A 22,562-nucleotide genomic window follows, 5' to 3' on the forward strand; every position below is an offset into this window, starting at 1 on the left:
CCTTAACCAAATCCTGATTTGTACTTCTATTCTACGCCGACTTCGGAGCCTTCCAGGTTCAAACTAAGTTTGTCGCCTGCGGTGTCCTCATCATCGTCAATTTCTCTCATTTCAATCTCTTCTTCGTTCTCACTCAGGATTTTAACGTCCATACCCAAACTTTGCAGTTCCTTAATCAGAACCTTAAAGGATTCAGGTACGCCCGGTTCCGGCACGTTCTCGCCTTTGACAATGGACTCATAGGTCTTCACGCGGCCTACCACGTCATCGGATTTGACGGTCAGAATTTCCTGCAGGGTATACGCAGCACCGTAGGCCTCGAGCGCCCAAACCTCCATCTCCCCGAAACGCTGTCCACCGAATTGGGCTTTACCACCCAGCGGCTGTTGAGTAACGAGAGAGTATGGTCCCGTAGAACGGGCATGGATTTTATCGTCAACCATGTGCGCCAGCTTAATCATATGCATGACACCTACAGTTACTTCACGCTCGAAACGGTCCCCGGTACGTCCGTCATAAAGCACGGTCTTACCGTTACGCTGCATTCCCGCTTCTTCCATCGTATCGAACACGTCATACTCGTTCGCGCCATCAAATACCGGAGTGGCAACATGGATACCCAAACGCATGGCGGCCATACCCAAATGAATCTCCAGCACCTGTCCGATGTTCATCCGCGATGGTACCCCAAGCGGGTTGAGCACGACTTGTACCGGTGTGCCATCAGGCAGGAACGGCATATCTTCCTCAGGCAGAATCCGTGCAACGACACCCTTGTTACCATGTCGTCCGGCCATCTTGTCACCTTCGGAAATTTTACGTTTCTGGGCAATATATACCCGAACAAGCTGATTCACACCCGGTGGCAGTTCATCCCCGTTCTCACGGGTGAACACCTTAACATCAACGACAATACCATCCGTACCATGCGGTACACGGAGGGAAGTATCGCGAACCTCGCGGGCCTTCTCACCAAAGATCGCATGCAGGAGGCGTTCCTCCGCAGTCAGCTCGGTAACCCCTTTCGGTGTTACTTTACCAACCAGAATGTCGCCTGCTCCAATCTCGGCACCCACACGGATAATTCCACGCTCGTCGAGATTCTTGAGCGCTTCTTCCCCGACGTTCGGGATGTCACGGGTAATCTCTTCTGGTCCAAGCTTCGTATCACGCGCTTCGGATTCATACTCCTCAATGTGGATGGAGGTGTATACATCTTCCTTAACGAGCTTCTCGCTAAGGAGAATCGCATCCTCATAGTTGTAACCTTCCCAAGTCATGAAGGCTACGACCACATTGCGGCCCAGTGCCAATTCGCCCATCTCTGTGGAAGGACCGTCAGCCAGGATATCACCCTTCTTGACGATATCGCCTCTCTTAACGATCGGACGCTGGTTGATGCATGTTCCTTGGTTCGAACGCATAAATTTGTGTAATTTATATTTAACAAGATCGCCTTTAACTTCCTTGCCATCTACAGTTTCCACACGGCGCAGCCAAATTTCATTTGCTGCGGAACGCTCGATAATCCCGTCATACTTGGAAACAATACATACACCGGAGTCTTTAGCAGACTTGTGCTCCATCCCTGTACCTACCAGAGGTGCCTTAGGAATCAGAAGCGGTACCGCCTGACGCTGCATGTTCGATCCCATGAGTGCGCGGTTGGAGTCATCGTTCTCCAGGAACGGAATAAGCGCGGTCGCAACCGACACAACCTGTTTAGGAGAGATGTCCATATAATCGACGCGGTCACTAGGCATCGTCAAGATGTTATCGGATTGTTTGTTGTAACGGACGATAACCATATCATCTTTGAATGATCCGTCTTCGGTCAGTTCAACGTTCGCCTGTGCGATAACATAGTTATCCTCTTCATCTGCAGTCAGATAAGAGATTTGATCTGTAACTTTTCCTGTCTTAGGATCAACCCAACGGTAAGGAGCTTCAATAAAGCCGTACTCATTAATGCGGGCAAATGTAGACAAGGAGTTGATCAGACCGATGTTCGGTCCTTCCGGCGTCTCGATTGGACACATACGGCCATAGTGAGAGTGGTGAACGTCACGCACTTCCATGCCCGCGCGTTCCCGCGTCAGACCACCAGGTCCGAGTGCAGACAGACGGCGCTTATGCGTAAGCTCAGCAAGCGGGTTCGTCTGGTCCATGAACTGGGACAACTGGGAGCTTCCGAAGAACTCTTTAATCGAGGCAATAACCGGACGAATATTGATCAACGCCTGCGGCGTGATCACATTGGCATCCTGAATCGACATTCTCTCACGAACTACACGTTCCATACGGGACAGACCGATACGGAACTGGTTCTGAAGCAGCTCACCTACAGAGCGCAGACGACGGTTACCCAGATGATCGATATCATCTGTACTTCCGATTCCGTGCAGCAGATTAATGAAATAGCTGATTGAGGAGATAATATCAGCAGGAGTGATATGCTTCACCGATTTATCAATATTGCGGTTTGCAATCACTTTAACTACTTTGCCGTCTTCAATCGGAGAGAATACATCAATCGTCTGAAGAGGTACATCCTCGGACTCCAGGACACCATTAGCAACATGGTAAGTCTTAAAGCCGACGCCTTCTTCCAGATTCTTAAGAATCTCATCCAGCAAACGACGGTCAACCATTTGACCCGCTTCCGCAATGATTTCACCTGTTGTTGTATCAATCAGGGATTCAGCAAGACGCTGGTTGAACAAACGGTTCTTGATATGAAGCTTCTTGTTGATTTTGTAGCGGCCTACATTCGCCAGATCGTAGCGCTTTGGATCGAAGAAGCGGGCAACCAGCAAGCTTCTTGCATTATCCAGTGTAGGAGGCTCACCCGGACGAAGACGCTCATAGATTTCAATGAGAGCTTTCTCAGTAGAATCGGTGTTGTCTTTGTCGAGTGTATTGCGGATATATTCATCGTTGCCGAGAAGATCCAGAATTTCAGCGTCCGTCCCGAACCCGAGTGCGCGAAGCAGCACGGTTACTGGAATTTTGCGTGTGCGGTCGATCCGGACATAAATAATGTCCTTCGCGTCCGTCTCAAGCTCGAGCCACGCACCGCGGTTAGGAATTACCGTCGCCGTGTAAGTCTTCTTACCGTTCTTATCTATTTTTGTATTGAAATAGACGCTAGGGGAGCGGACCAACTGGCTGACAATAACCCGTTCTGCACCATTGATAATGAAGGTGCCGGTTTCGGTCATCAGCGGGAAATCCCCCATGAACACTTCCTGCTCTTTGACTTCGCCGGTTTCTTTATTAATGAGCCGGACTTTTACTCTAAGTGGTGCTGCATACGTAACGTCACGTTCTTTCGCATCGTCCACGGTATACTTTGGTTCACCAAGACTGTAGTCGATAAATTCCAGAATCAAATTGCCGGTAAAATCCTGGATCGGCGAGATGTCCTGAAACATTTCCCGAAGACCTTCCTCCAAAAACCACTCATATGATTTTTGTTGGATTTCAATCAGGTTCGGAACCTCGAGTACCTCGTTAATTCGCGCATAACTACGCCGAGTGCGTCGACCATATTGAACAAGATGTCCTGCCAACTTAAACTCACCCCTCATGTCTACTCACTTAAAAATTTCATTGCGAACCCGTGTTTGTCCCTATATAATAAGTCCATAGAAACGGATTCACGCACAAATAAAGAAAAGCCCTTATCGAATGCTATCGAAAAAAGAGCATCATTATTAGTGCCTTTCCTGTCGATGTCCTCATACTCAGTAGATTTGCCAAAATTGGGCATAATATACGTTTGCAGGAGATTCGAAAACCTCGGCTTGCGAATTTATGCTTGACATTTCAGCGCGCTAAAGCCATGTAGGGCATCCTAATACTGACATTTTATAATAATATCACACCAGAAGACCCGAGTCAACAGCCTTCCTCACTTTTTTTGAGAATCCTCCGGATTTATTTTGTAGCTTTAAAAATCCGATACCCCTTGTCCTTTGTCACTTCGTCCACTTGGGCAAACAAAGACTCCAGCTTCTCCCTGGCCGATGGCGCCCCCTGCTTCTTCTGAATAACCACCCAGAGAGAGCCGCCTACACGAAGCCGTTCTGCTGCACCCTCGAATACAGCATGTACAGTCTGTTTGCCTGCACGGATCGGAGGATTCGTCAGAACAACATCAAAGGTCTGGTTCCCCAGTTCTTGATATAAATCGCTTTGCAGAATGGTAACATTCGTAATGCCGTTAGACACCGCGTTCTCCTTGGCAAGCTCAACTGCACGCTCATTCACGTCAATCATGGTTACCTGTCCTCTAGAAGCGAGTCCTGCAGCAGCAAGCCCAATCGGGCCGTATCCACAGCCTACATCCAAAACATGTGCATTCTCCGGCATCTCCATAGCCTCAATCAGCACGCGGCTTCCAAAGTCTACCCCTTGTTTAGAGAATACCCCCGCATCGCTTACAAATTTAAAGGTCTTGCCCCGGAGCGTGGCTTCCCACACTTTACGGTCATGCGCCGTTTCCGGCTTACTGGAATAATAATGATCGGGCATGCTTTCCCTCCAGCCTTAAATTTCGGATCAGTTCTCCCTAGATTCCCTCGATCAGAATCCTTTCATTCAGAAGAACAAGACCCTCTCACTTTATATAAAACAAACCCCTTGAATTTCTTCAAGGGGTTTGTGCGGTAAGGAAGAATTACTTCACTTCTACAGAAGCGCCTGCTTCTTCCAATTTAGCTTTAACCGCTTCAGCATCCTCTTTGGATACTTTTTCTTTCAATGCTTTTGGAGCGTTGTCAACCAGGTCTTTTGCTTCTTTCAAGCCAAGACCAGTGATTTCGCGAACCACTTTGATTACGTTGATTTTGGAAGCGCCAGCGCTTGTCAAAATTACGTCGAATTCGGATTGCTCAGCAGCTGCTTCGCCAGCGCCGCCACCTGCTACAACTACTGGAGCTGCTGCAGTTACGCCGAATTCTTCTTCGATTGCTTTAACGAGATCGTTAAGCTCAAGAACAGTCATACCTTTGATTTCTTCCAAAATTGTTTCTTTACTCATGGTAGAACCTCCGTTATATAATTTTATAGTTTTTGTTAATTCAGATCACTGGATCAAGAATTCTCTTACGCGCTAGCGCCTTCCTCTTTCTCCGCAACGGCTTTAACTGCAAGCGCGAAGTTGCGAACTGGAGCTTGAAGAACGCTGAGGAGCATAGAGAGGAGACCTTCGCGGGACGGAAGATCCGCAAGAGCTTTGATTTGGTCAACGCCGACTACACGGCCTTCAACCACGCCACCCTTAATTTCCAAAGCATCATTCTTCTTAGCGAAATCACTAAGAATTTTAGCTGGAGCTACGGCATCGCCCGTGCTGAATGCGATTGCTGTAGGACCTGTCAGAACTTCATCAAGTTCAGACAATTCTGCAGCTGCAGTTGCACGGCGAACGAGCGAGTTCTTCAGTACTTGGAATTCGATTCCAGCTTCACGCAGCTGTTTACGAAGTTCAGTCACTTGAGCAACATTCAGACCGCGGTAGTCAGCAACAACAGTCGTTACGCTTTCGCGCAGTTTAGAAGTTACCACATCAACGGCATCTTGTTTTGCTTGAATCACTTTTGCATTTGCCAAACTGTACACCTCCTGATAGATTTTCTGAGCTGCCGGCCTTTATTCCGTACAAGAAACACCGGTGCTCTCCTGCAATAACGGACCAGCCGTATATATGAGGAAGATTTCTTAATAGTTCAAACGCAAGTTGTTATATGAACAACAATCTGTTTGAATCCATTAAAAAAGCCTCCGTAGAATCACGAAGGCCTGATAAATCATCATTTACAGAATACTGCAAATTCCGAATTTCTATCACAACACCTCGGTAGGAAATTAAGCCTTGCGGCACCTACTGTCTACGGTAAGCATATTCAAATTTAGTTAAAGCGTAGTGCAACCACTTTACTATACCAGAGGGTCGTCTCAAGAGTCAACCCTGAAATTATTGCCAGATGCAACATTTCTTATCTGTAAGCAGCAGTGTTTACACGGGCGCTTGGTCCCATCGTCGAAGAAATCGCGATGTTCTTCAAGTATACGCCTTTAGCAGCCGCTGGTTTAGCGCGGTTCAATGCATCGATGAGAGTCTTAAGATTCTCATTCAGCTTGTCAGCATCAAAAGATACTTTGCCGATTGGTGCATGAATTTGACCTGCTTTATCAAGACGGTACTCGATTTTACCCGCCTTGATTTCTTGAACCGCTTTAGCTACGTCAAACGTAACTGTACCGGCTTTAGGGTTAGGCATCAAACCTTTACCCCCGAGAAGACGACCCAATTTACCAACTTCACTCATCATGTCCGGAGTTGCTACGCAAACATCGAACTCGAACCAGCCTTGTTGGATTTTGTTGATTACGTCTTGATCGCCTACATAGTCAGCGCCAGCAGCTTCCGCTTCTTTTGCTTTCTCACCTTTAGCGAATACAAGAACGCGTTGAGTTTTACCAGTACCGTGAGGCAGTACAACAACGCCACGAACAGCCTGGTCTTGTTTACGAGGGTCTACACCCAAACGTACTGCAGCTTCAACAGTTTCGTCGAATTTCGCAGTAGCTGCCTTCTTAACCAGCTCAACGGCTTCAGCAGGCTCGTAAGTTGCTTCGCTGTCAATCAGCTTGGCAGCTTCAAGGTATTTCTTACCGTGTTTAGCCATTTAAATTTCCTCCTTTGTGGTATTAGCGGATATTCCTCCCACTTGTTAACCGGACAACCTGTCCAGTGCGTTCAGACGATTAGTCTTGAACAGTGATACCCATACTGCGGGCAGTACCTTCAACCATAAGCATTGCCGCTTCAACGGAAGCTGCGTTAAGGTCAGGCATTTTTTGTTCTGCGATCTGACGTACAGTTGCACGAGTCACAGTTGCTACTTTCTTCTTGTTAGGTTCTCCTGAACCCTTCTCGATCTTAGCAGCTACACGAAGCAATACTGCAGCCGGTGGAGTTTTGGTAATGAAAGTGAAAGAACGATCTTCAAATACCGAAATTTCAACCGGAATGATCAAACCAGCTTGATCGGCAGTACGAGCGTTGAATTCTTTACAGAATGCCATGATGTTGACACCCGCTTGACCCAGCGCTGGACCTACCGGAGGTGCTGGATTCGCTTTCCCCGCAGGAATTTGCAGTTTTACAACTTTAATGATCTTTTTAGCCATGTAAAACACCTCCTTGCACTAGTAGTGGTACCCGGGATTACACAACATAACCCCTCCCACAGAAAACCAGAAGAAACCTATATCTTCTCCACTTGAGTATAGTCAAGCTCAAGCGGGGTTTCCCGTCCAAACATGTTGACGTGAACCTTGACCTTGCTCTTGTCGGTGAGAATTTCTTCTACAGATCCAACAAAATTAGCAAAAGGACCAACTTTAATACGCACAGACTCCTTGAGTTCAAACTCAATAACCGGCTTCGGTTCTTCCATTCCCATGTGGTTCAGAATCTGTTCCACTTCTTCAGGAAGCAAAGGCGTCGGTTTGGAACCGGAACCTGTCGAGCCGACGAAACCTGTAACTCCCGGTGTATTGCGGACAACATACCAAGAATCGTCAGTCTGGATCATTTCCACCAAGACATAACCAGGGTAAACCTTACGCATAACGGTTTTTTTCTTACCGTCTTTGTTTACAATTTCTTCTTCCATCGGAACAAGAACCCGGAATATCTTGTCTTCCATGCCCATAGACTCAACGCGTTTTTCCAAATTGGCTTTGACTTTATTCTCATACCCGGAGTAGGTATGAACAACATACCATCTTTTTTCCATATCAAGCCACCTGGGACCCTTCTTAAATAATCGCGTTGATCACAGCGGAGATGCCGATGTCAAGAACCCAAAAATAAATGGCGACAACTACGATTGTACCGAGCACAATCAGCGTGTAATTAGTCAGCTCTTTACGATTAGGCCAGCGAACCTTTTTAAGCTCAGCCCAGCTTTCAGAGAAAAAAGAAAACATCGACTTGAAACTACGTTTCATCCGCACCTACACCTCCAAAGACTATCTGGTTTCGCGATGAGGAATTTGCTCGTTGCAGAACTTGCAATACTTCTTCATCTCCATGCGGTCGGGGTGGTTACGCTTGTTTTTCGTTGTCGTGTAGTTTCTTTGTTTGCAGTTCGTACAAGCCAACGTGATAATTACCCGCATGATGTGCACCTCCCGAAGACATTCTTTCTTAACAGAAGTCTCTATATTGATCTCGGCAGTTAACCGAGCCGTTCAGAGAGACCAAGTCCGCATCCACTCATCTTAACTTAAGGAAATAATAAGCATATACTTAAATCTCCTTAATTCAAAAAAAGCAAGCGCGAAATTCGGCCTACCTAAAACACTTTATCACAAGGGTATAGCCATGTCAACGAAAGAATGGCCTTATTCTGGGCCGAGCGGGGGCCCTTGTCGATGTATTCTTTTTCCACTGCCAAGCTGCTTCACATTTATGTTTAAGTATGGACCCATCATCCCTGCTCTAAACCTCTCCCACATGTAGGGATCCATAACCTACCCTATGTACTGGAGAAACTAGAATCATTCATATAAAAAGAAAAAAAGACTCCAGTTGAGTCTCTTCTCTACCATCATTCTATAGTCCATCTCGTACTTCCAAATAGCGTTCAAGCTTACGCTTGACCCGTTGGAGCGCATTATCAATTGATTTCACATGCCGTCTTAAATCCACTGCAATTTCCTGATAAGATCTTCCGTCCAAATACAGCATCAGAACTTTACGTTCCAGGTCGCTGAGAATCTCGGACATCTTGTCTTCCAGGCCCACGAACTCTTCTTGATTGATAATGAGTTCTTCGGGATCAGATACCTGTGAGCCGCATATCACATCCAAAAGGGTACGGTCGGAGTCCTCATCATAAATGGGCTTGTCCAGCGAAACGTACGAATTCAGCGGAATATGCTTCTGACGGGTCGCCGTCTTAATTGCCGTGATGATCTGCCTGGTAATGCACAGCTCGGCAAATGCCTTAAAAGAAGCCAGCTTATCACCCTTAAAATCCCTGATCGACTTATACAGACCGATCATGCCTTCTTGAATGATATCTTCCCGGTCAGCTCCAATCAGAAAATAGGACCTCGCTTTGGCTCTGACGAAACTGCGATACTTGTTGATCAAGTACTCCAGTGCTTCGCTATCGCCTTCCCGGACTGCCTCAACAATGTCTTCATCGCTTTGAATCTCATAGTCAAATTTAATCATTACTTTGAGGTCGACACTCACCACAATCCCTCCGGCTGCAACGCACAGTGCCCCGTTACTTCAATCAAGTATACGATCAGTATATATGATGGCATGTAACAGCGTCAACCACATAAGTCCTAAAATTTGTAAAGTCGAACTTTGTCAAGAGCTTTTGGAAGCAAATCGCAAATGTGCCTTTTTACTCTCTGCGCCAGCGTTCAAACATCTTTCTCATCTCGGGAGTCAGCTTGCCACCGAGTGTATTTCGGCTTGAGCCAAGCCGATCCTCGGCAATTTTCGACTGAATCTCCCGCTCACTCTCTTCCACCTGGGTGAGTAATTCCCTGGCAGGAACACGCAGAGCACCCTGTCCGAAGATCACATGCTGTTCTACTAGGTCACTGGTCGCAACATAGATTTGGCGCCTGCGGTGGCTGAGCTCGCGGACCAAACGCTCTATGCATTCATCCGCCGTTTCTTTCTCGCGGGTGAAATAAACTTGAACCTTGTTCTGGGCAAAAGATTTCCCAAGGCCCGGCACCCGGTATGCATCAAACACCGCGATCACCATCCGGCCGCTGTAGGCCTGATAATCGGCTAACCGCTCCAGAAGCCTGTCCCTCGCTTCCTCAAGTCCCACCTTGGCGAGCTTGGTCAGCTCCGGCCAGTCTCCGATCATATTATAGCCATCCACAAGGAGAACATCCCGCATCTCCCCCATAACAGGGCTATCCTTGAAGCTTCCGTTTGCGGAGCGTTTCGTACATAATGACCCCCGCGGCAACGGAAGCATTCAGTGAATTAAGCCGGCCAACCATCGGCAGCTTTAGAAGGACATCACATTTCTCGCGGATCAAGCGGCCCATTCCCTTGTTCTCGTTCCCGATGACAATGGCAACCGGGCCGGTGAATACTCCGTTATCATAGATCTCTTCACGGGCGCCTACGTCTGTCCCAACTACCCATACGCCCGCTTCCTTAAGCTGATCAATGGTCTGGGCAAGATTCGTCACCCGGGCTACCGGCACATACTCCACCGCACCGGCTGAGGTTTTGGATACCGTAGACGTCACGGATGCCGAGCGGCGCTTTGGAATAATCACCCCGTGAACCCCGGTGCATTCAGCCGTCCGTAGAATAGAGCCCAGGTTGTGCGGGTCCTCGATTTCATCAAGTATAACTAAAAAAGGGGCTTCGCCCTTCTCAGCCGCGCTGGCCAGCAGGTCTTCCACTTCCGCATAAGCGTAAGGGGCCACTTGGGCCACTACGCCCTGGTGCTGCAGATCAGGTACCAGCTGATCGATCTTCCGTTTGTCGACATGCTGAACGACGATCCCGTTCTTTTTCGCTTCTGCGATAATAGGCTGTGTGAGATGCTTCTGCGCACCTTCCGCGATCAAAATTTTGTTTATCGTACGGCCGGCGCGCAGTGCCTCAAGCAAGGAGTGCTTGCCGCCAATCCAATCTTCGTTGTTGTTAGTTTCCACCTGTGTATCCTCCAGAGTAGGATTTTCCGAGGGGGGCCTCGGACTCCCTTCAAATTTTTTTCACAACCCTCTCAAACCAACCTTTCACAACCCTCCCAAACCCTCCCTTGCCTAAGGGAGGGCCCCAAGGGCTCCGCCCTCTGGACACCCGGAATTGGAATAACGAGTGTTGGGGGCAGAGGCGGTGTTTAGCAGTTGGGTGGGAGGAGCGCTTGCCGTCCCTGGCGGGACCCGCTTGACTTGTTGTGGTGCTTGGTTGCCTGTTTCCGTTGGCGGGAGCGCAGGGTGTGGAGCACCTGGGTAGGCTGCGTGCGGTTAGCCGCTTGCCGCCCCCTCGGGGCCCGCTCTACATGATGCGCTCCTGCCTGGGCTGTGGGTGCTGCGTTTGGTGCCTTCTTGGTGTTACTTCGTGCTGTGAGCCGCTGTCCCTGCGGGATGCGCTTTACGTTTGTGCAGGGCCCGGGGCGATGCTTTGGTGCTTCGCGGTGCTACTTTGTGCTGTGAGCCGCTCTCCCTGCGGGATTCGCTTTGCGTTTAGCGCAGGGCACTGAGGCGGTGCTTTGGTGCTTCGCGGTGTGACTTCGTGCTTCGAGCGGTCTCCCTGCGGGATACGCTTTGCGTTTGGCGCAGGGCCCGGGGCGGCAGCTTCGGGCTTCTTGGCGTTCCTTCGTGCTGCGAGCGCTCTCCCTGCGGGAATCGCTTCGGCTGGCGCGGCCAGCTTGTCCGGTTAGGACTTTGGAGCGGAGACCATCTGGTCAAGGCCATGTGTAATCAGGTATATCATTCGTTCCTGTTCATGATTGTAGTATAAATAACCGATCAGTGCCTCCAAGGCGGTGGCGTGACGGTAATCGATCACGTTCGCGTTCTTCGGAACGCTGCCGGACTTGGCATTGCGGCCCTGGCGTACGACATCGTGTTCCGTTTCGGTAAGCTGCGGCTCGATTAGAGAGAGCAGCGTGGCTTGAGCCTTGGCGGAGACGAACTTCGTCGACTGCTGGTGCAGGTGGTGCGGGCGCAGGTTCGGGCGCGAAATGACATACTGCCGGACCGCGACCTCAAAGATGGCGTCGCCCATATAGGCGAGCGCCAGCGGAGGGAGCAGCCGGGCCGGCTTGGATGACGGGTACGGGAACCACAGCGGCGGCACGGAGCTGCCGCTGTTCATATCGTTCCCCGTCATTTGCGCCGCCACCGCATGCCCTGCGGGGTATCCTCAAGCACGATTCCCTGTGCATCGAGCAGGTCCCGAATCTCATCGGCCCGGGCCCAGTTTTTGTTCTTACGGGCCTCGGTGCGCTCGGCCACGAGACGCTCGATATCCTCCGAAGGAAGCTCGGTGCTCTCCTCGGTATAGATGCGCAGCACCCCGTTCATCTCATCGAACAGCGCTTTGGCTGCCAGAAGATCAGCGCTGCTGACTACTGAGTGCTTCAGCAGCGCATTCACTTCGTTCACCCATTCAAAGACAGCCGTAATTGCATCCGGCGTGTTGAAGTCGTCCTGCATTTTGTCGTGGAACAATTGACGAATCTCCACGAGTCTTTCCTTCAGCTCCGGCGAAACCTCTCCGCCTGTGTCTCCCACCGCCTGAAGCCGGTGGTTAAGGTTCCCTACCGCATTCGCAATCCGCTCCACGCTTTTCTCCGCCTGCTCCATCGTCTCCTCCGAGAAGTTCAGCGGGTTGCGGTAGTGGCTGGAAAGCATGAAATAACGGATGGCTTCGCGCTTGTACATATTACGAAGGTCTTTGACTAGAACCCCATTGCCGAGTGATTTCGACATTTTTTCGCCACTGATGTTGATAAACCCGTTATGCATCCAATATTTAGCCAGCGGCTTGCCGGTCACCGCTTCGGATTGGGCCACCTCACATTCATGGTGTGGGAACTGCAAATCCTGCCCACCCCCGTGAATATCCAGCGTATCGCCCAACAGATCACGGGCCATCGCCGAGCATTCAATATGCCAGCCCGGTCTGCCGTCTCCCCAAGGACTGGACCAGTAGATCTCTCCAGGCTTTGCCGCTTTCCAAAGTACGAAGTCCTGCGGGTTCTCCTTGCGCTCATCGACATTGATGCGGATGCCGTACTGAAGCTCATCCAGATTCTGATGAGACAGCTTGCCGTAATCCTCGAATTTTCCAGTACGGTAGAAGACATCTCCGCCCGACTCATAGGCATAGCCTTTACGCTCCAGCTCTTTGATGAAGTCGATGATGATCGTCATGTTCTCGGTCACCCTAGGGTTGGAAGTTGCACGGGGGATGCCAAGTCCATCGAGGTCCTCATAATACGCTTTAATGAACGTTTCAGCGACCTCCGGAACCGTAGTCTTCATCTCTTCGGCTTTGCGGATCAGCTTGTCGTCGACATCGGTAAAATTCACGACATAGTTTACGTCATATTTCTGATTCTCCAGATAACTCCGCACAACATCGAAGAAGATCATCGGCCGTGCATTCCCGATATGAATATACCCGTATACCGTTGGCCCGCAGACGTAAACTTTCGCTTTTCCCGGCTCCTGACTGACGAACTCTTCTTTCTTACGGGTTAGTGTGTTGTAGATGTGAAGTGTCATACTAACATCCTTTCATCGCTCTCATATATGCCCGGACGAGCCAGGTGTGGTCTCTCTTTATTTAAAATAAACTTATCAAAGTAGCACCTCTCGGGCGTTGTGATGTCGAGTATTCTAACGACCACTATTGTCTTTGAAATGCTTGAAATAAATATTCAGTCAGGCGTTCCAAAAGACAAAGGTGGACTATCCGCTTCTTTAGAATCACTCGGCCTCCTCACTAAGATCAGTAAATTCTGCAGTTTCCAGTTTCGTTTTACATAGATTTATTACCCTTTATCCCCCTGAACAAGGACCTTATCTTCCTCTTGAGCTTTAGCCCGTTCCTTCTTGAGCTCTCTAAGCTCTTCTTGAAGCTCTTCAATCTCACGCTGCAGCACCCGCATCGTATCAACGACCGGATCCGGAAGCTGATGGCTGAGACGGTCCATCCGTTTGCCGCCCTGCTTGACGACTTTACCCGGGATGCCTACCACCGTACTGTTTGGGGGCACTTCCTTGAGCACAACCGAATTGGCCCCAATATTGCTCTGGTCCCCTACAGTAAAGGAACCCAGAATTTTAGCCCCTGAACCGATAACCACATTATTCCCAATAGTCGGGTGCCTCTTTCCTTTTTCCTTGCCGCTTCCTCCGAGGGTAACTCCCTGATAGATAACCACATCGTCCCCGATTTCGCAAGTTTCGCCAATGACAACCCCCATCCCGTGGTCGATGAACAGCCGGTTTCCAATGGTAGCTCCTGGATGAATCTCAATACCTGTAAAGAACCTGCTGACCTGGGAAATGATTCGGGCAACCGAGAACCATCTTCTGCGGTAAAAAGCATGTGCGAGCCGGTGACTCCATATCGCGTGCAGGCCCGAATAAGTGAATACAACTTCGAACCATCCTCTTGCCGCAGGATCATTGTCAAGAACCGCCTCAATATCTGACCTCATCTTCTTAAACATAGGTTATGCCCCCTTCCCCGGTAAGTCTCTCATTACAGCAAAAAAACGTCCCCGCAGCCGAAGCTGCAGAGACGCCTTACACGCGGTCCCACTCTGCTTAAATCCCGCCCAAGCCGCATCTGCAGACATAAGCGCAATTTCTCTCAAGGTCCTTAACGCGGACGTTCCTCGGCAGAATCTACCCACGCCTAACGCGTGCTCAATTCCACAGCTCCCGGGTGCACTTCCGCCACATGCATTTGGATAACTCACAGCCAGGAAGCCTATTTGGGCCAACCCTGATTATCCTCTCTGAAAAACGCAACGTCAGCGTACTCTCCCGATCCATGCCTTTATGATTAAAGTTCTATAATATCAATAGCTTTCTTCTATATTAGCGAAAACAAATCGAACTGACAAGAAGGGATTTGCCTTCAGCTTAAGCCCCGCGAATCTGGGATTTAAGCCGGTCAATCACCCGGTCCTTGCCCAGCAGGTAAATCGTCTGGTTCAGGTCGCGGCCATGGGTCTGTCCAGTCAAAGCCACACGGATCGGCATGAATAGCTGTTTGCCTTTGTAGCCCGTTTCCTTCTGAACTTCCTTGATCAGCGCAGCCATGTTCGCCGCTGTAAATTCTGCGGTCGCTGTAACTTTGTCCAGGAAAGCCTGCAGCACTTCAGGAACCTGAGGCTCGGACAGGATGGCCGCAGCTTCCGCGTCAAGCTCAAGATGAGTGCGGAAGAACAGCTCGGACAGCTCTACAATATCCGAAGCAGAGGTCATCTGCTCCTGGTACAGCGCCACAAGCGCTTTGGCCCATTCATGCTGCTCCGGTGTAAGCTCAGCCGGAAGGCGGGAAGCCTTCTGAAGCTGGGGAATCGCCATTTCCGCGATCCGCTCCGGATCCGAATTTTTGATATAGGTATTGTTGATATGTGCCAGCTTATGCGTATCGAATACAGCCGGACTCTTGGACAAACGCTGTGCGTCAAAGATTGAGATCAGCTGCTCTTGGGAGAAAATCTCTTCCTCCCCTTCCGGCGACCAGCCGAGAAGGGCGATGAAGTTGAACATCGCTTCAGGCAGATAGCCAAGCTGATCATACTGCTCAATGAACTGGATCACCGATTCATCCCGTTTGCTCAGCTTCTTATGATTCTCCCCAACGATCAGGGTCATATGCCCAAATTTAGGCGGCTCCCAGCCGAACGCTTCATAAATCATCAGCTGCCGCGGCGTATTGGAGATATGGTCCTCTCCGCGGAGCACGTGCGAAATCTTCATCAGGTGGTCATCAAGCACTACAGCGAAGTTATATGTCGGGATACCGTCCTTTTTGACAATAACAAAATCGCCGGATACATTCGACTCAAACGAAATCGGTCCTTTGACCATATCATCGAACTTATACGTCCGGTTGTCTGGAACGCGGAAGCGAATGCTGGCCACGCGGCCTTCCGCTTCGTACGCTTTCTGCTGCTCCTCGGTCAAATCCCGGTGCTTACCGGAGTAACGCGGCATCTCACCTCTGGCAATCTGCTCCTCGCGCTCCTTCTCCAGCTCTTCCTCCGTACAATAACAGCGGTAAGCCAGACCCTTGTCCAGCAGCTCCTGCCAATATTTCTTGTAAATATCAAGCCGCTCGGTCTGGCGGTACGGCCCATACTCGCCGCCCACATCCACACTCTCATCCCAGTTGATCCCAAGCCACTTCAAATATTTCAGCTGGCTTTCTTCCCCGCCTTCAATGTTCCGCTTCACATCCGTATCTTCAATACGAATGATGAATTTGCCGCCCAAGTTGCGTGCGAACAAATAATTAAACAATGCTGTTCTTGCATTCCCAATATGTAAATGACCTGTCGGACTCGGCGCATACCGTACACGAACCTCTGTCACTAAAATCCCCTCCGAAGTATTAAATTAAGGATATAAAACCATTACCCACTATGCCAAAATTCTCGTCCAGCCCGTATTCTCAAGATGATAGCACATCTTGAACAAGACCGACAACACACTGTGCCGCAATCCCTTCGCCTCTTCCGGTAAACCCAAGCTGTTCCGTGGTTGTTGCTTTAACATTCACTTGATCGGGCTCAGCCCCGAGCGCAGCGGCAATGACTGCAACCATCTGAGGAATATACGGTGCCATCTTTGGACGCTGTGCGATAATGGTCGCATCCAGATTCCCGAGCTTCCAGCCCTTCTTCACAGCCATCACCCAGACTTCCTCAAGCAGCTTCAAACTGTCCGCATCCTTGAACTCGGGGTCCGTGTCCGGGAAATGTCTCCCAATGTCCCCTTCCCCAATTGCTCCCAGAATGGCATCGCTGATGGCATGCAGCAGCACATCCGCATCAGAGTGTCCAAGCAGCCCCTTCTCATAAGGGATGGTAACGCCACCTATAATACAAGGTCTGCCCTCTACCAATTGATGCACATCAAAGCCCTGCCCCACTCTAAACATTTACCTCTCCCCCGTCTCTTTCCTTCTGATAAATTCGGCATAATCCAAGTCGTCCGGTGTGGTAATCTTGATGTTGCTATAGCTTCCTTCCACCACCTTGACCGGTATGCCGATCCGCTCGGCAAGCATGGAGTCATCGGTGCCGAGAAAGCCCTCACTGGCTGCATTCTGGTGAGCCTTAAGCAGGTCGGAATGCCGAAAAGCCTGCGGGGTCTGAATAGCCCACAAGCTGCGGCGGTCAGGGGTCGCGGTAACCCATGCCTGGTCGTTCACCTGTTTGACGGTATCCTTCACCGGCACCGCCAGGATCGCTGCCCCTTCCTTCTTCGCGGCTGTGTAACAAGCCGTCACCTGATCTCCAGTCACAAAGGGTCTTACCCCGTCATGAACCAATACCCATTCACAATGGGTTTCAAGCAATCCTTTATACACCGAGTGCTGGCGTTCAGCCCCGCCCGGGATCACATTTACTGTATGCTCCAATCCGTACGTCTTCACCCATTCCTGGCACCTTGGCACATCCTGCTCACCTGTTACCAGAATGATCTCCTTAATAAAAGGAAGACGGTCAAACACTTCAAGCGTATGGATGATGATGGGCTTGTCCTGCAGGAGCAAATACTGCTTGCTCTCCACGGTTCCCATTCGGGTCCCTCTGCCGGCAGCCACCACGATGACCGCTGCGTCCTGATTGTTCACTACCACTGTCATCCCTGCCTCACCGTATCATAGTAAGCTGCCCGCTCTCTACAGCCTTTCCCATCATACCGTGTTTACTGGGCTTTTTCCAACAATTTTGGCTTCGCGAAGATCATTCGGCCCGCCGAGGTCTGCAGCACACTGGTCACCAGTACTTCAGTCACAGTACCGATGTAATCCCGTCCACCCTCCACCACGATCATGGTTCCATCATCGAGGTAAGCCACACCTTGGCCATGCTCTTTGCCGTCCTTGATGACCTGAACCATAATCTCTTCGCCCGGAAGTACAACCGGCTTCACCGCATTGGCCAGATCGTTAATATTCAGCACGGATACCCCCTGAAGCTCACAGACCTTATTCAGATTGAAGTCGTTGGTCACCACTTTGCCCTGCAGCACCTTAGCCAACTTTACCAGCTTGCTGTCCACCTCGGAAATATCTTCAAAGTCCCCTTCGTAGATCAGAACTTTCACATCGAGTTCCTTCTGGATTTTGTTTAAGATGTCTAGCCCTCTGCGGCCCCGGTTCCGCTTAAGCAGATCAGAAGAATCAGCAATATGCTGAAGCTCTTCCAGTACGAACTCCGGGATCACAATGGTCCCCTCGATAAAACCGGTCTTGCAAATGTCCGCGATTCGTCCGTCGATAATCACACTGGTATCAAGAATCTTATGCTCTTGGGTCCAGCTTTCTTCTTCACGCTGATCCGAGCCCCATCTCCCGGATTTCCACAAAGAGGAGAGCTCGTCTTTCTTCTCAATCCCTACCCGCAGGCCGATGTAACCGCACGCCCACGTAATTACAAGCTGCACTGCTTCCCTCAAGCTTCCAAGCCAAGTCAAACCGGGGTAGACCATTAACGAAAGAAGAAGTCCTGCAGTAAGACCTGCCGTACCCGCAGCCAATTTTCCCATAGGGATTTGAGTTAAAGCCTGAATACTTGCCCGAATACGCCCGGACAAATTCTCCGCAAATAATGAAAAGAGGAACATAAAGAGACAGGCGCCCACCACAGCGAAAAGAAGATGCTGACCCAGGGGGCCTATTTGATCCATGAAGGATTGAAATGAAGCCGGCATCACATCAACCAGTCCCTGGGATGTATAACCTGACCATGCTCCAATCAACCCGGCAAGAATCAGAAAGGTTCTCTTTACCATATGTTCCTTCACCTCCTTGAAATTTTGTACATCTGTTCTTTATCCAGTATGATCCATTTTTTGCAGAGGTAATCTAGCGGATTGAACTTTTTTTTCGAGTTGTCCGAAATGTCCTAATCTCTCTCAAAGCCCTTGGTTGTGGGATTTCTGCTTGATCCAGAGGGAAAAGGTGATCTATAATGTATTCAATTCATAATATAAGGTGGATGGAAAATATGAGCACACTTAGCTTACAGTCTTTTCAAGAACAAGTTTCCGAATTGCTGCTCCGTCACCGCAGTCTGCTCGATGTCCTGTCCAAAAATGGACAAAGCAATGCTTCCGTCATCCGTGCGGTAACTAAAGCCGTCACAGAGTGCGGATGCATTGAGCTTCATGCTACCAAGCAAACGTTTGAACCCGGTATCGATCTTGAACAGGCCAAGGAAGTGGCCGGCAAGCACGTAAAGGGAGAGCTTTGCGAGAACTGCAGGGAAGCGGTTAGTTCAGAACTGGGCCGCAACTTGTTTTATATGTCTGCCTTATGTAATCTGCTTGATATTAACATGGATGATGTCGTTCAAAGGGAATCCCAGAAATGCTCCACGCTTGGATTGTTCAATCTGTCTTAAGATATCCCGATAAAAATGCAAAAAACACTGGCCCTGTTGGACCAGTGTTTTTGTTTGTTTATTAGACTGTAGGGTAACCTGTATCAATTAATGCTTGGAGCGGTAAGGCTCATCGGAAGAGTGCGAATGCGGACCCCTTTTGCCGAACAATCTTTCAATATTCTGCTTAAGCCCATACAGCGCATAGATCACAAGAGGCACAAAAATCAGTTTGGTCAATTGGTCCGGGAATCTTACGGCCACCACCACAGCAACCAGTACGACCCATGGTGCGAACCAAAGCGCTTTTCTGGGAAGTCCAATTTTCTTGAAATTCGGATATCTTACGGAGCTCACCATCAAATAAGAAAGCAGAAGCATCGCTATAATAAAATAAGGGGCTGTAATCTCTTTGTGAAATAACGACAACGTGGCAAGCACGCTACCGGCAGCCGGAATTGGAAGTCCAATGAAATATCCAGGAATTCCCGGCTTCACATTAAATCTCGCAAGGCGCAGTGCACCGCACATTGGGAAAATAGCGGTCACGATCCAAGCCAGAGCGACAGGCATATCTTGAAAGGAAATAATGTACATCAGCAGAGCGGGTGCAATCCCGAAGGAAATGACATCCGAGAGAGAATCGAGTTCTTTTCCAAATTCGCTTTGACAGTTAAGCGCACGGGCTACACGTCCATCCAGACCATCCAGCAGCATGGCTACAATCACCATGATTGCCGCCAAACTGTACCTCCCGTTAAATGCCAACATAATCGCGACCATTCCAAGAAACAAGTTACCCAAGGTAAACATGTTCGGAATCGATTTAGTAATCATCTCTTCACCTCATATATATTATGCCTCAGGTTCATCCTTTGATTGTATGGGAATTAAATTTGTCTGTCAATAAATACTTGTTCCTGAAGGCGCTTTAGCCCCTCTTTAATTGCACGTGCCCGCACCTCGCCAATTCCATCCACTTCATCCAGCTCTTCAATAGAAGCCATCATAACTCCCGGAAGCTGTTCGAACCGCTCAACCAAATTGTGAACAATTACGTTAGGCAGCCGCGGAATTTTGTTCAGCACGCGGTAACCCCGCGGGGAGATCAGCTCTTCGGAAGAAGCCCAAGCCGCAGGATATCCGAGCAGCTTGGTAATGTGCACCACATCAAGCAATTCCTCATCGGAAGAACGCTTCAGACCTAGGATCAGATCACGGATATACTCCTCCTGGTCCTCACGGGCATAGTCCTTATACAAGAGCCAGGCTTCTTCTTCCATGTTGCTGACCAGCTCTTCCATCTGCATGCTAATCAGGCGGCCTTCCGTGCCAAGCTCGTTGATGAATCTTTTGATCTCAAGCTTAATCCGGATCACCATTTCCACCCGTTGGATCACATTAATCACTTCCGGCAGAGTGACCAGCTCTTCGAACTCCGATGCTGTCAAGTTGGTCAAGGACTGATTGAGCACGGATCTATACTTCTCCAGCGTCTGAATTGCCTGATTCGCTTTGGTCAGAATCACGCCAATCTCTTTGAGCGCATAACGCAAACCACCTTGGTATAAGGTGATAATGTTGCGGCGCTGCGAAATGGAAACCACCAGCTTGCCGGTCTGCTTCGCTACCCGCTCCGCTGTACGGTGACGGATTCCCGTTTCGGCAGAAGAAATCGAGGAATCGGGAATCAGCTGCGTATTTGCATATAAAATCCGCTTCAAGTCCTCACTAAGAATAATGGCTCCATCCATCTTGGCGAGCTCATACAAGTAGTTCGGCGAGAAATCACAGTTGATGGAGAATCCCCCCTCAACCACCTCCATGACCTCCGGGCTGTATCCGACCACAATCAGGCCGCCCGTCTTCGCCCGCAGCACATTCTCCAGACCGTCCCGGAATGCCGTTCCCGGTGCGACGAGTCTGAGCAGATCGTTCATTTTCTCCAATTGGTTAGGTTCTTTCATCTTTAAGTGCCCCCTAATTTAACGCAACAGCTAACGCCTCTGCAACGGTGTTCACGCCGACAAGCTCAATACCTTTGGGGCTCTTCCATCCCTTAAGGCTCTTCTCTGGCAGAATGACCCGTTTGAATCCGAGCTTCTCCGCTTCTCTTACCCGCTGCTCCACACGGGACACCGCCCTTACCTCCCCGGTCAATCCAACCTCTCCGAAAATGACGTCATCGGGCTTGGTCGGAATGTCCCGGAAGCTGGAGGCAATGCTCACCGCGATGGCCAGGTCGACAGCCGGCTCATCCAGCCGGACACCGCCCGCCACATTCACATAGGCATCCTGATTCTGCAGGAACATGCCCATTCTTTTCTCAAGAACGGCAATAATCAGATTCATCCGGTGATGATCCACTCCTGTCCCCATCCGCCTTGGTGAAGGAAAATGAGTCGAGGAGATCAACGCCTGAAGCTCCACCAGCATAGGACGCGTCCCTTCCATACTGGCGACTACCGTCGAACCAGCCACCCCAAGCGGACGCTCCGACAGGAACAATTCAGACGGATTCGTAACTTCCGTAAGACCTACTTCATTCATTTCGAAGATCCCGATTTCGTTGGTGGAACCAAAACGGTTCTTCACCGCTCTGAGCAGCCGGTAGGAATGATGCCGCTCACCTTCAAAATAAAGCACACAGTCCACCATATGCTCAAGCAGCCGTGGACCGGCAATAGCGCCCTCCTTGGTAACATGGCCGACAAGCACCGTGGCTATGCCCTGTCCCTTGGCGATCCTCATAAACCTTGCGGTACACTCACGGACCTGGGACACGCTTCCCGGTGCACTGGTCACTTCAGGTAAATATACAGTCTGAATCGAATCGATGACCAGAAAGTCAGGCGATACGCTCTCAATCGCTTCCTCAATGCTATCCATATTGCTCTCACACAGCACAAAAAGCTCCTCTGACAGCGCACCAAGGCGTTCAGCGCGCAGCTTGGTCTGCCGTACGGATTCTTCTCCTGAAATATACAGTACACGAAGTCCTGCGCGGGCCATCTCATAAGACGTCTGAAGCAACAGTGTGGATTTGCCGATTCCCGGATCACCGCCAACCAATACAAGTGAGCCCGGAACAACCCCTCCGCCAAGGACACGGTTTAACTCTCCGATTCCAGTCTGAACACGCGGCTCTTTGCCGCTCTCTATATTGATGATGGGCTGGGCCTTTTCCTTAGTTTGAAAAAGCCCCGATGTCAGCCCCTGTGTCTTTACGACTTTCTCTGTTTCCTCAATCATGGTATTCCAGGCACTGCAGCCCGGGCACTTGCCATACCATTTCGGGGATTCGTAACCGCATTCCGTACAATAGAACTTGGTCTTAATTTTGGCCATGTACTTCTCCTAACCATCTGCAAAATATATTCCCGTAATTCAACCGGTATA

General features: G+C 49.8%; 24 protein-coding genes and 1 other annotated feature. Of the genes, 2 read left to right on the forward strand and 22 right to left on the reverse strand.

The genetic code is table 11. The annotated features are described in order from the left end of the window. Positions 1-26: 26 nt before the first annotated feature. The 12 genes from rpoB to rlmB form a co-directional block, all read right to left on the reverse strand. Positions 27-3,572: a DNA-directed RNA polymerase subunit beta gene (gene rpoB / locus BN6628_RS21590; RefSeq protein WP_068620429.1), complete on the reverse strand. Its 3,546-nt coding sequence runs from the start codon at positions 3,570-3,572 to the stop codon at positions 27-29. Between the two features lie 367 nt (positions 3,573-3,939). Then, entirely contained in the window at positions 3,940-4,536 is a 597-nt protein-coding gene (locus tag BN6628_RS21595) for a class I SAM-dependent methyltransferase (protein WP_068620431.1), read from the reverse strand. Positions 4,537-4,681: 145 nt separating this feature from the next. Continuing rightward, positions 4,682-5,044 carry a 50S ribosomal protein L7/L12 gene (rplL, locus tag BN6628_RS21600; protein WP_068620433.1) on the reverse strand — a complete coding sequence of 121 codons (363 nt, stop codon included), beginning with the start codon at positions 5,042-5,044 and terminating at the stop codon, positions 4,682-4,684. 65 nt (positions 5,045-5,109) lie between these two features. Further along, positions 5,110-5,616, reverse strand: a complete 507-nt coding sequence (rplJ, locus tag BN6628_RS21605) for a 50S ribosomal protein L10 (protein WP_068620435.1) — start codon at positions 5,614-5,616, stop codon at positions 5,110-5,112. 152 nt (positions 5,617-5,768) lie between these two features. After that, positions 5,769-5,918, reverse strand: a sequence feature (ribosomal protein L10 leader region). Positions 5,919-6,002: 84 nt separating this feature from the next. Beyond that, on the reverse strand, positions 6,003-6,695 hold the full coding sequence (gene rplA, locus BN6628_RS21610; protein ID WP_068620437.1) for a 50S ribosomal protein L1: 693 nt from the start codon (positions 6,693-6,695) through the stop codon (positions 6,003-6,005). A 79-nt stretch (positions 6,696-6,774) separates the two neighbouring features. Next, on the reverse strand, positions 6,775-7,200 hold the full coding sequence (gene rplK, locus BN6628_RS21615) for a 50S ribosomal protein L11 (protein WP_068620440.1): 426 nt from the start codon (positions 7,198-7,200) through the stop codon (positions 6,775-6,777). Positions 7,201-7,277: 77 nt separating this feature from the next. Beyond that, on the reverse strand, positions 7,278-7,811 hold the full coding sequence (gene nusG, locus BN6628_RS21620) for a transcription termination/antitermination protein NusG (RefSeq protein ID WP_068620442.1): 534 nt from the start codon (positions 7,809-7,811) through the stop codon (positions 7,278-7,280). Positions 7,812-7,833: 22 nt separating this feature from the next. Continuing rightward, positions 7,834-8,025, reverse strand: coding sequence for a preprotein translocase subunit SecE (gene secE / locus BN6628_RS21625; RefSeq protein ID WP_068620446.1), 192 nt, complete (start codon positions 8,023-8,025; stop codon positions 7,834-7,836). Between the two features lie 21 nt (positions 8,026-8,046). Further along, complete coding sequence (gene rpmG / locus BN6628_RS21630) at positions 8,047-8,196, reverse strand: 50S ribosomal protein L33 (RefSeq protein WP_068620448.1); 150 nt, start codon at positions 8,194-8,196, stop codon at positions 8,047-8,049. A 436-nt stretch (positions 8,197-8,632) separates the two neighbouring features. After that, complete coding sequence (sigH, locus tag BN6628_RS21635) at positions 8,633-9,280, reverse strand: RNA polymerase sporulation sigma factor SigH (protein WP_068620450.1); 648 nt, start codon at positions 9,278-9,280, stop codon at positions 8,633-8,635. Between the two features lie 160 nt (positions 9,281-9,440). Next, entirely contained in the window at positions 9,441-9,962 is a 522-nt protein-coding gene (locus BN6628_RS21640; protein ID WP_068620452.1) for an NYN domain-containing protein, read from the reverse strand. Between the two features lie 7 nt (positions 9,963-9,969). Continuing rightward, entirely contained in the window at positions 9,970-10,728 is a 759-nt protein-coding gene (gene rlmB, locus BN6628_RS21645) for a 23S rRNA (guanosine(2251)-2'-O)-methyltransferase RlmB (RefSeq protein WP_068620454.1), read from the reverse strand. A 563-nt stretch (positions 10,729-11,291) separates the two neighbouring features. Here rlmB and BN6628_RS26215 point away from each other — a divergent pair. Continuing rightward, positions 11,292-11,459: a hypothetical protein gene (locus BN6628_RS26215; RefSeq protein WP_157692498.1), complete on the forward strand. Its 168-nt coding sequence runs from the start codon at positions 11,292-11,294 to the stop codon at positions 11,457-11,459. Here the strand turns inward: BN6628_RS26215 and BN6628_RS21650 are convergent. From BN6628_RS21650 to BN6628_RS21685, 7 genes are all read right to left on the reverse strand, one after another. Continuing rightward, on the reverse strand, positions 11,456-11,911 hold the full coding sequence (locus tag BN6628_RS21650) for a Mini-ribonuclease 3 (protein ID WP_068620456.1): 456 nt from the start codon (positions 11,909-11,911) through the stop codon (positions 11,456-11,458). The two genes, BN6628_RS26215 and BN6628_RS21650, sit on opposite strands and share 4 nt — an antisense overlap. Beyond that, entirely contained in the window at positions 11,908-13,311 is a 1,404-nt protein-coding gene (gene cysS / locus BN6628_RS21655) for a cysteine--tRNA ligase (protein WP_068620458.1), read from the reverse strand. Before cysS ends, BN6628_RS21650 begins: the two co-directional genes overlap by 4 nt. A gap of 269 nt (positions 13,312-13,580) precedes the next feature. Next, complete coding sequence (gene epsC, locus BN6628_RS21660) at positions 13,581-14,264, reverse strand: serine O-acetyltransferase EpsC (RefSeq protein WP_068620459.1); 684 nt, start codon at positions 14,262-14,264, stop codon at positions 13,581-13,583. Between the two features lie 418 nt (positions 14,265-14,682). After that, on the reverse strand, positions 14,683-16,143 hold the full coding sequence (gltX, locus tag BN6628_RS21670; RefSeq protein ID WP_187386149.1) for a glutamate--tRNA ligase: 1,461 nt from the start codon (positions 16,141-16,143) through the stop codon (positions 14,683-14,685). A gap of 79 nt (positions 16,144-16,222) precedes the next feature. Then, positions 16,223-16,711: a 2-C-methyl-D-erythritol 2,4-cyclodiphosphate synthase gene (ispF, locus tag BN6628_RS21675; RefSeq protein WP_068620465.1), complete on the reverse strand. Its 489-nt coding sequence runs from the start codon at positions 16,709-16,711 to the stop codon at positions 16,223-16,225. Then, complete coding sequence (ispD, locus tag BN6628_RS21680) at positions 16,712-17,422, reverse strand: 2-C-methyl-D-erythritol 4-phosphate cytidylyltransferase (protein WP_068620466.1); 711 nt, start codon at positions 17,420-17,422, stop codon at positions 16,712-16,714. It lies immediately after the preceding gene. A 62-nt stretch (positions 17,423-17,484) separates the two neighbouring features. Further along, positions 17,485-18,573, reverse strand: a complete 1,089-nt coding sequence (locus BN6628_RS21685; RefSeq protein ID WP_068620467.1) for a PIN/TRAM domain-containing protein — start codon at positions 18,571-18,573, stop codon at positions 17,485-17,487. A gap of 215 nt (positions 18,574-18,788) precedes the next feature. On the opposite strand from BN6628_RS21685, the gene BN6628_RS21690 reads away from it, so the two are divergent. After that, a complete protein-coding gene (locus BN6628_RS21690; RefSeq protein WP_068620469.1) occupies positions 18,789-19,184 on the forward strand; it encodes a nucleoside triphosphate pyrophosphohydrolase family protein in 396 nt (131 codons plus the stop codon). Between the two features lie 87 nt (positions 19,185-19,271). On the opposite strand, the gene pssA is transcribed toward BN6628_RS21690, so the two are convergent. Genes pssA through radA form a run of 3 tightly spaced genes read right to left on the reverse strand, consistent with a single transcriptional unit; the run spans position 19,272 to position 22,511 of the window. Further along, a complete protein-coding gene (pssA, locus tag BN6628_RS21695) occupies positions 19,272-20,000 on the reverse strand; it encodes a CDP-diacylglycerol--serine O-phosphatidyltransferase (RefSeq protein WP_068620472.1) in 729 nt (242 codons plus the stop codon). Positions 20,001-20,053: 53 nt separating this feature from the next. Further along, positions 20,054-21,130, reverse strand: coding sequence for a DNA integrity scanning diadenylate cyclase DisA (gene disA / locus BN6628_RS21700; RefSeq protein WP_068620473.1), 1,077 nt, complete (start codon positions 21,128-21,130; stop codon positions 20,054-20,056). A gap of 13 nt (positions 21,131-21,143) precedes the next feature. Further along, the gene (gene radA / locus BN6628_RS21705; RefSeq protein ID WP_068620475.1) at positions 21,144-22,511 is read right to left on the reverse strand and encodes a DNA repair protein RadA; all 1,368 of its coding nucleotides are present in this window, start codon (positions 22,509-22,511) and stop codon (positions 21,144-21,146) included. Positions 22,512-22,562 lie beyond the last annotated feature (51 nt).

Origin of the sequence: Paenibacillus tuaregi (assembly GCF_900086655.1) — a bacterium.
GTDB lineage: Bacteria > Bacillota > Bacilli > Paenibacillales > Paenibacillaceae > Fontibacillus > Fontibacillus tuaregi.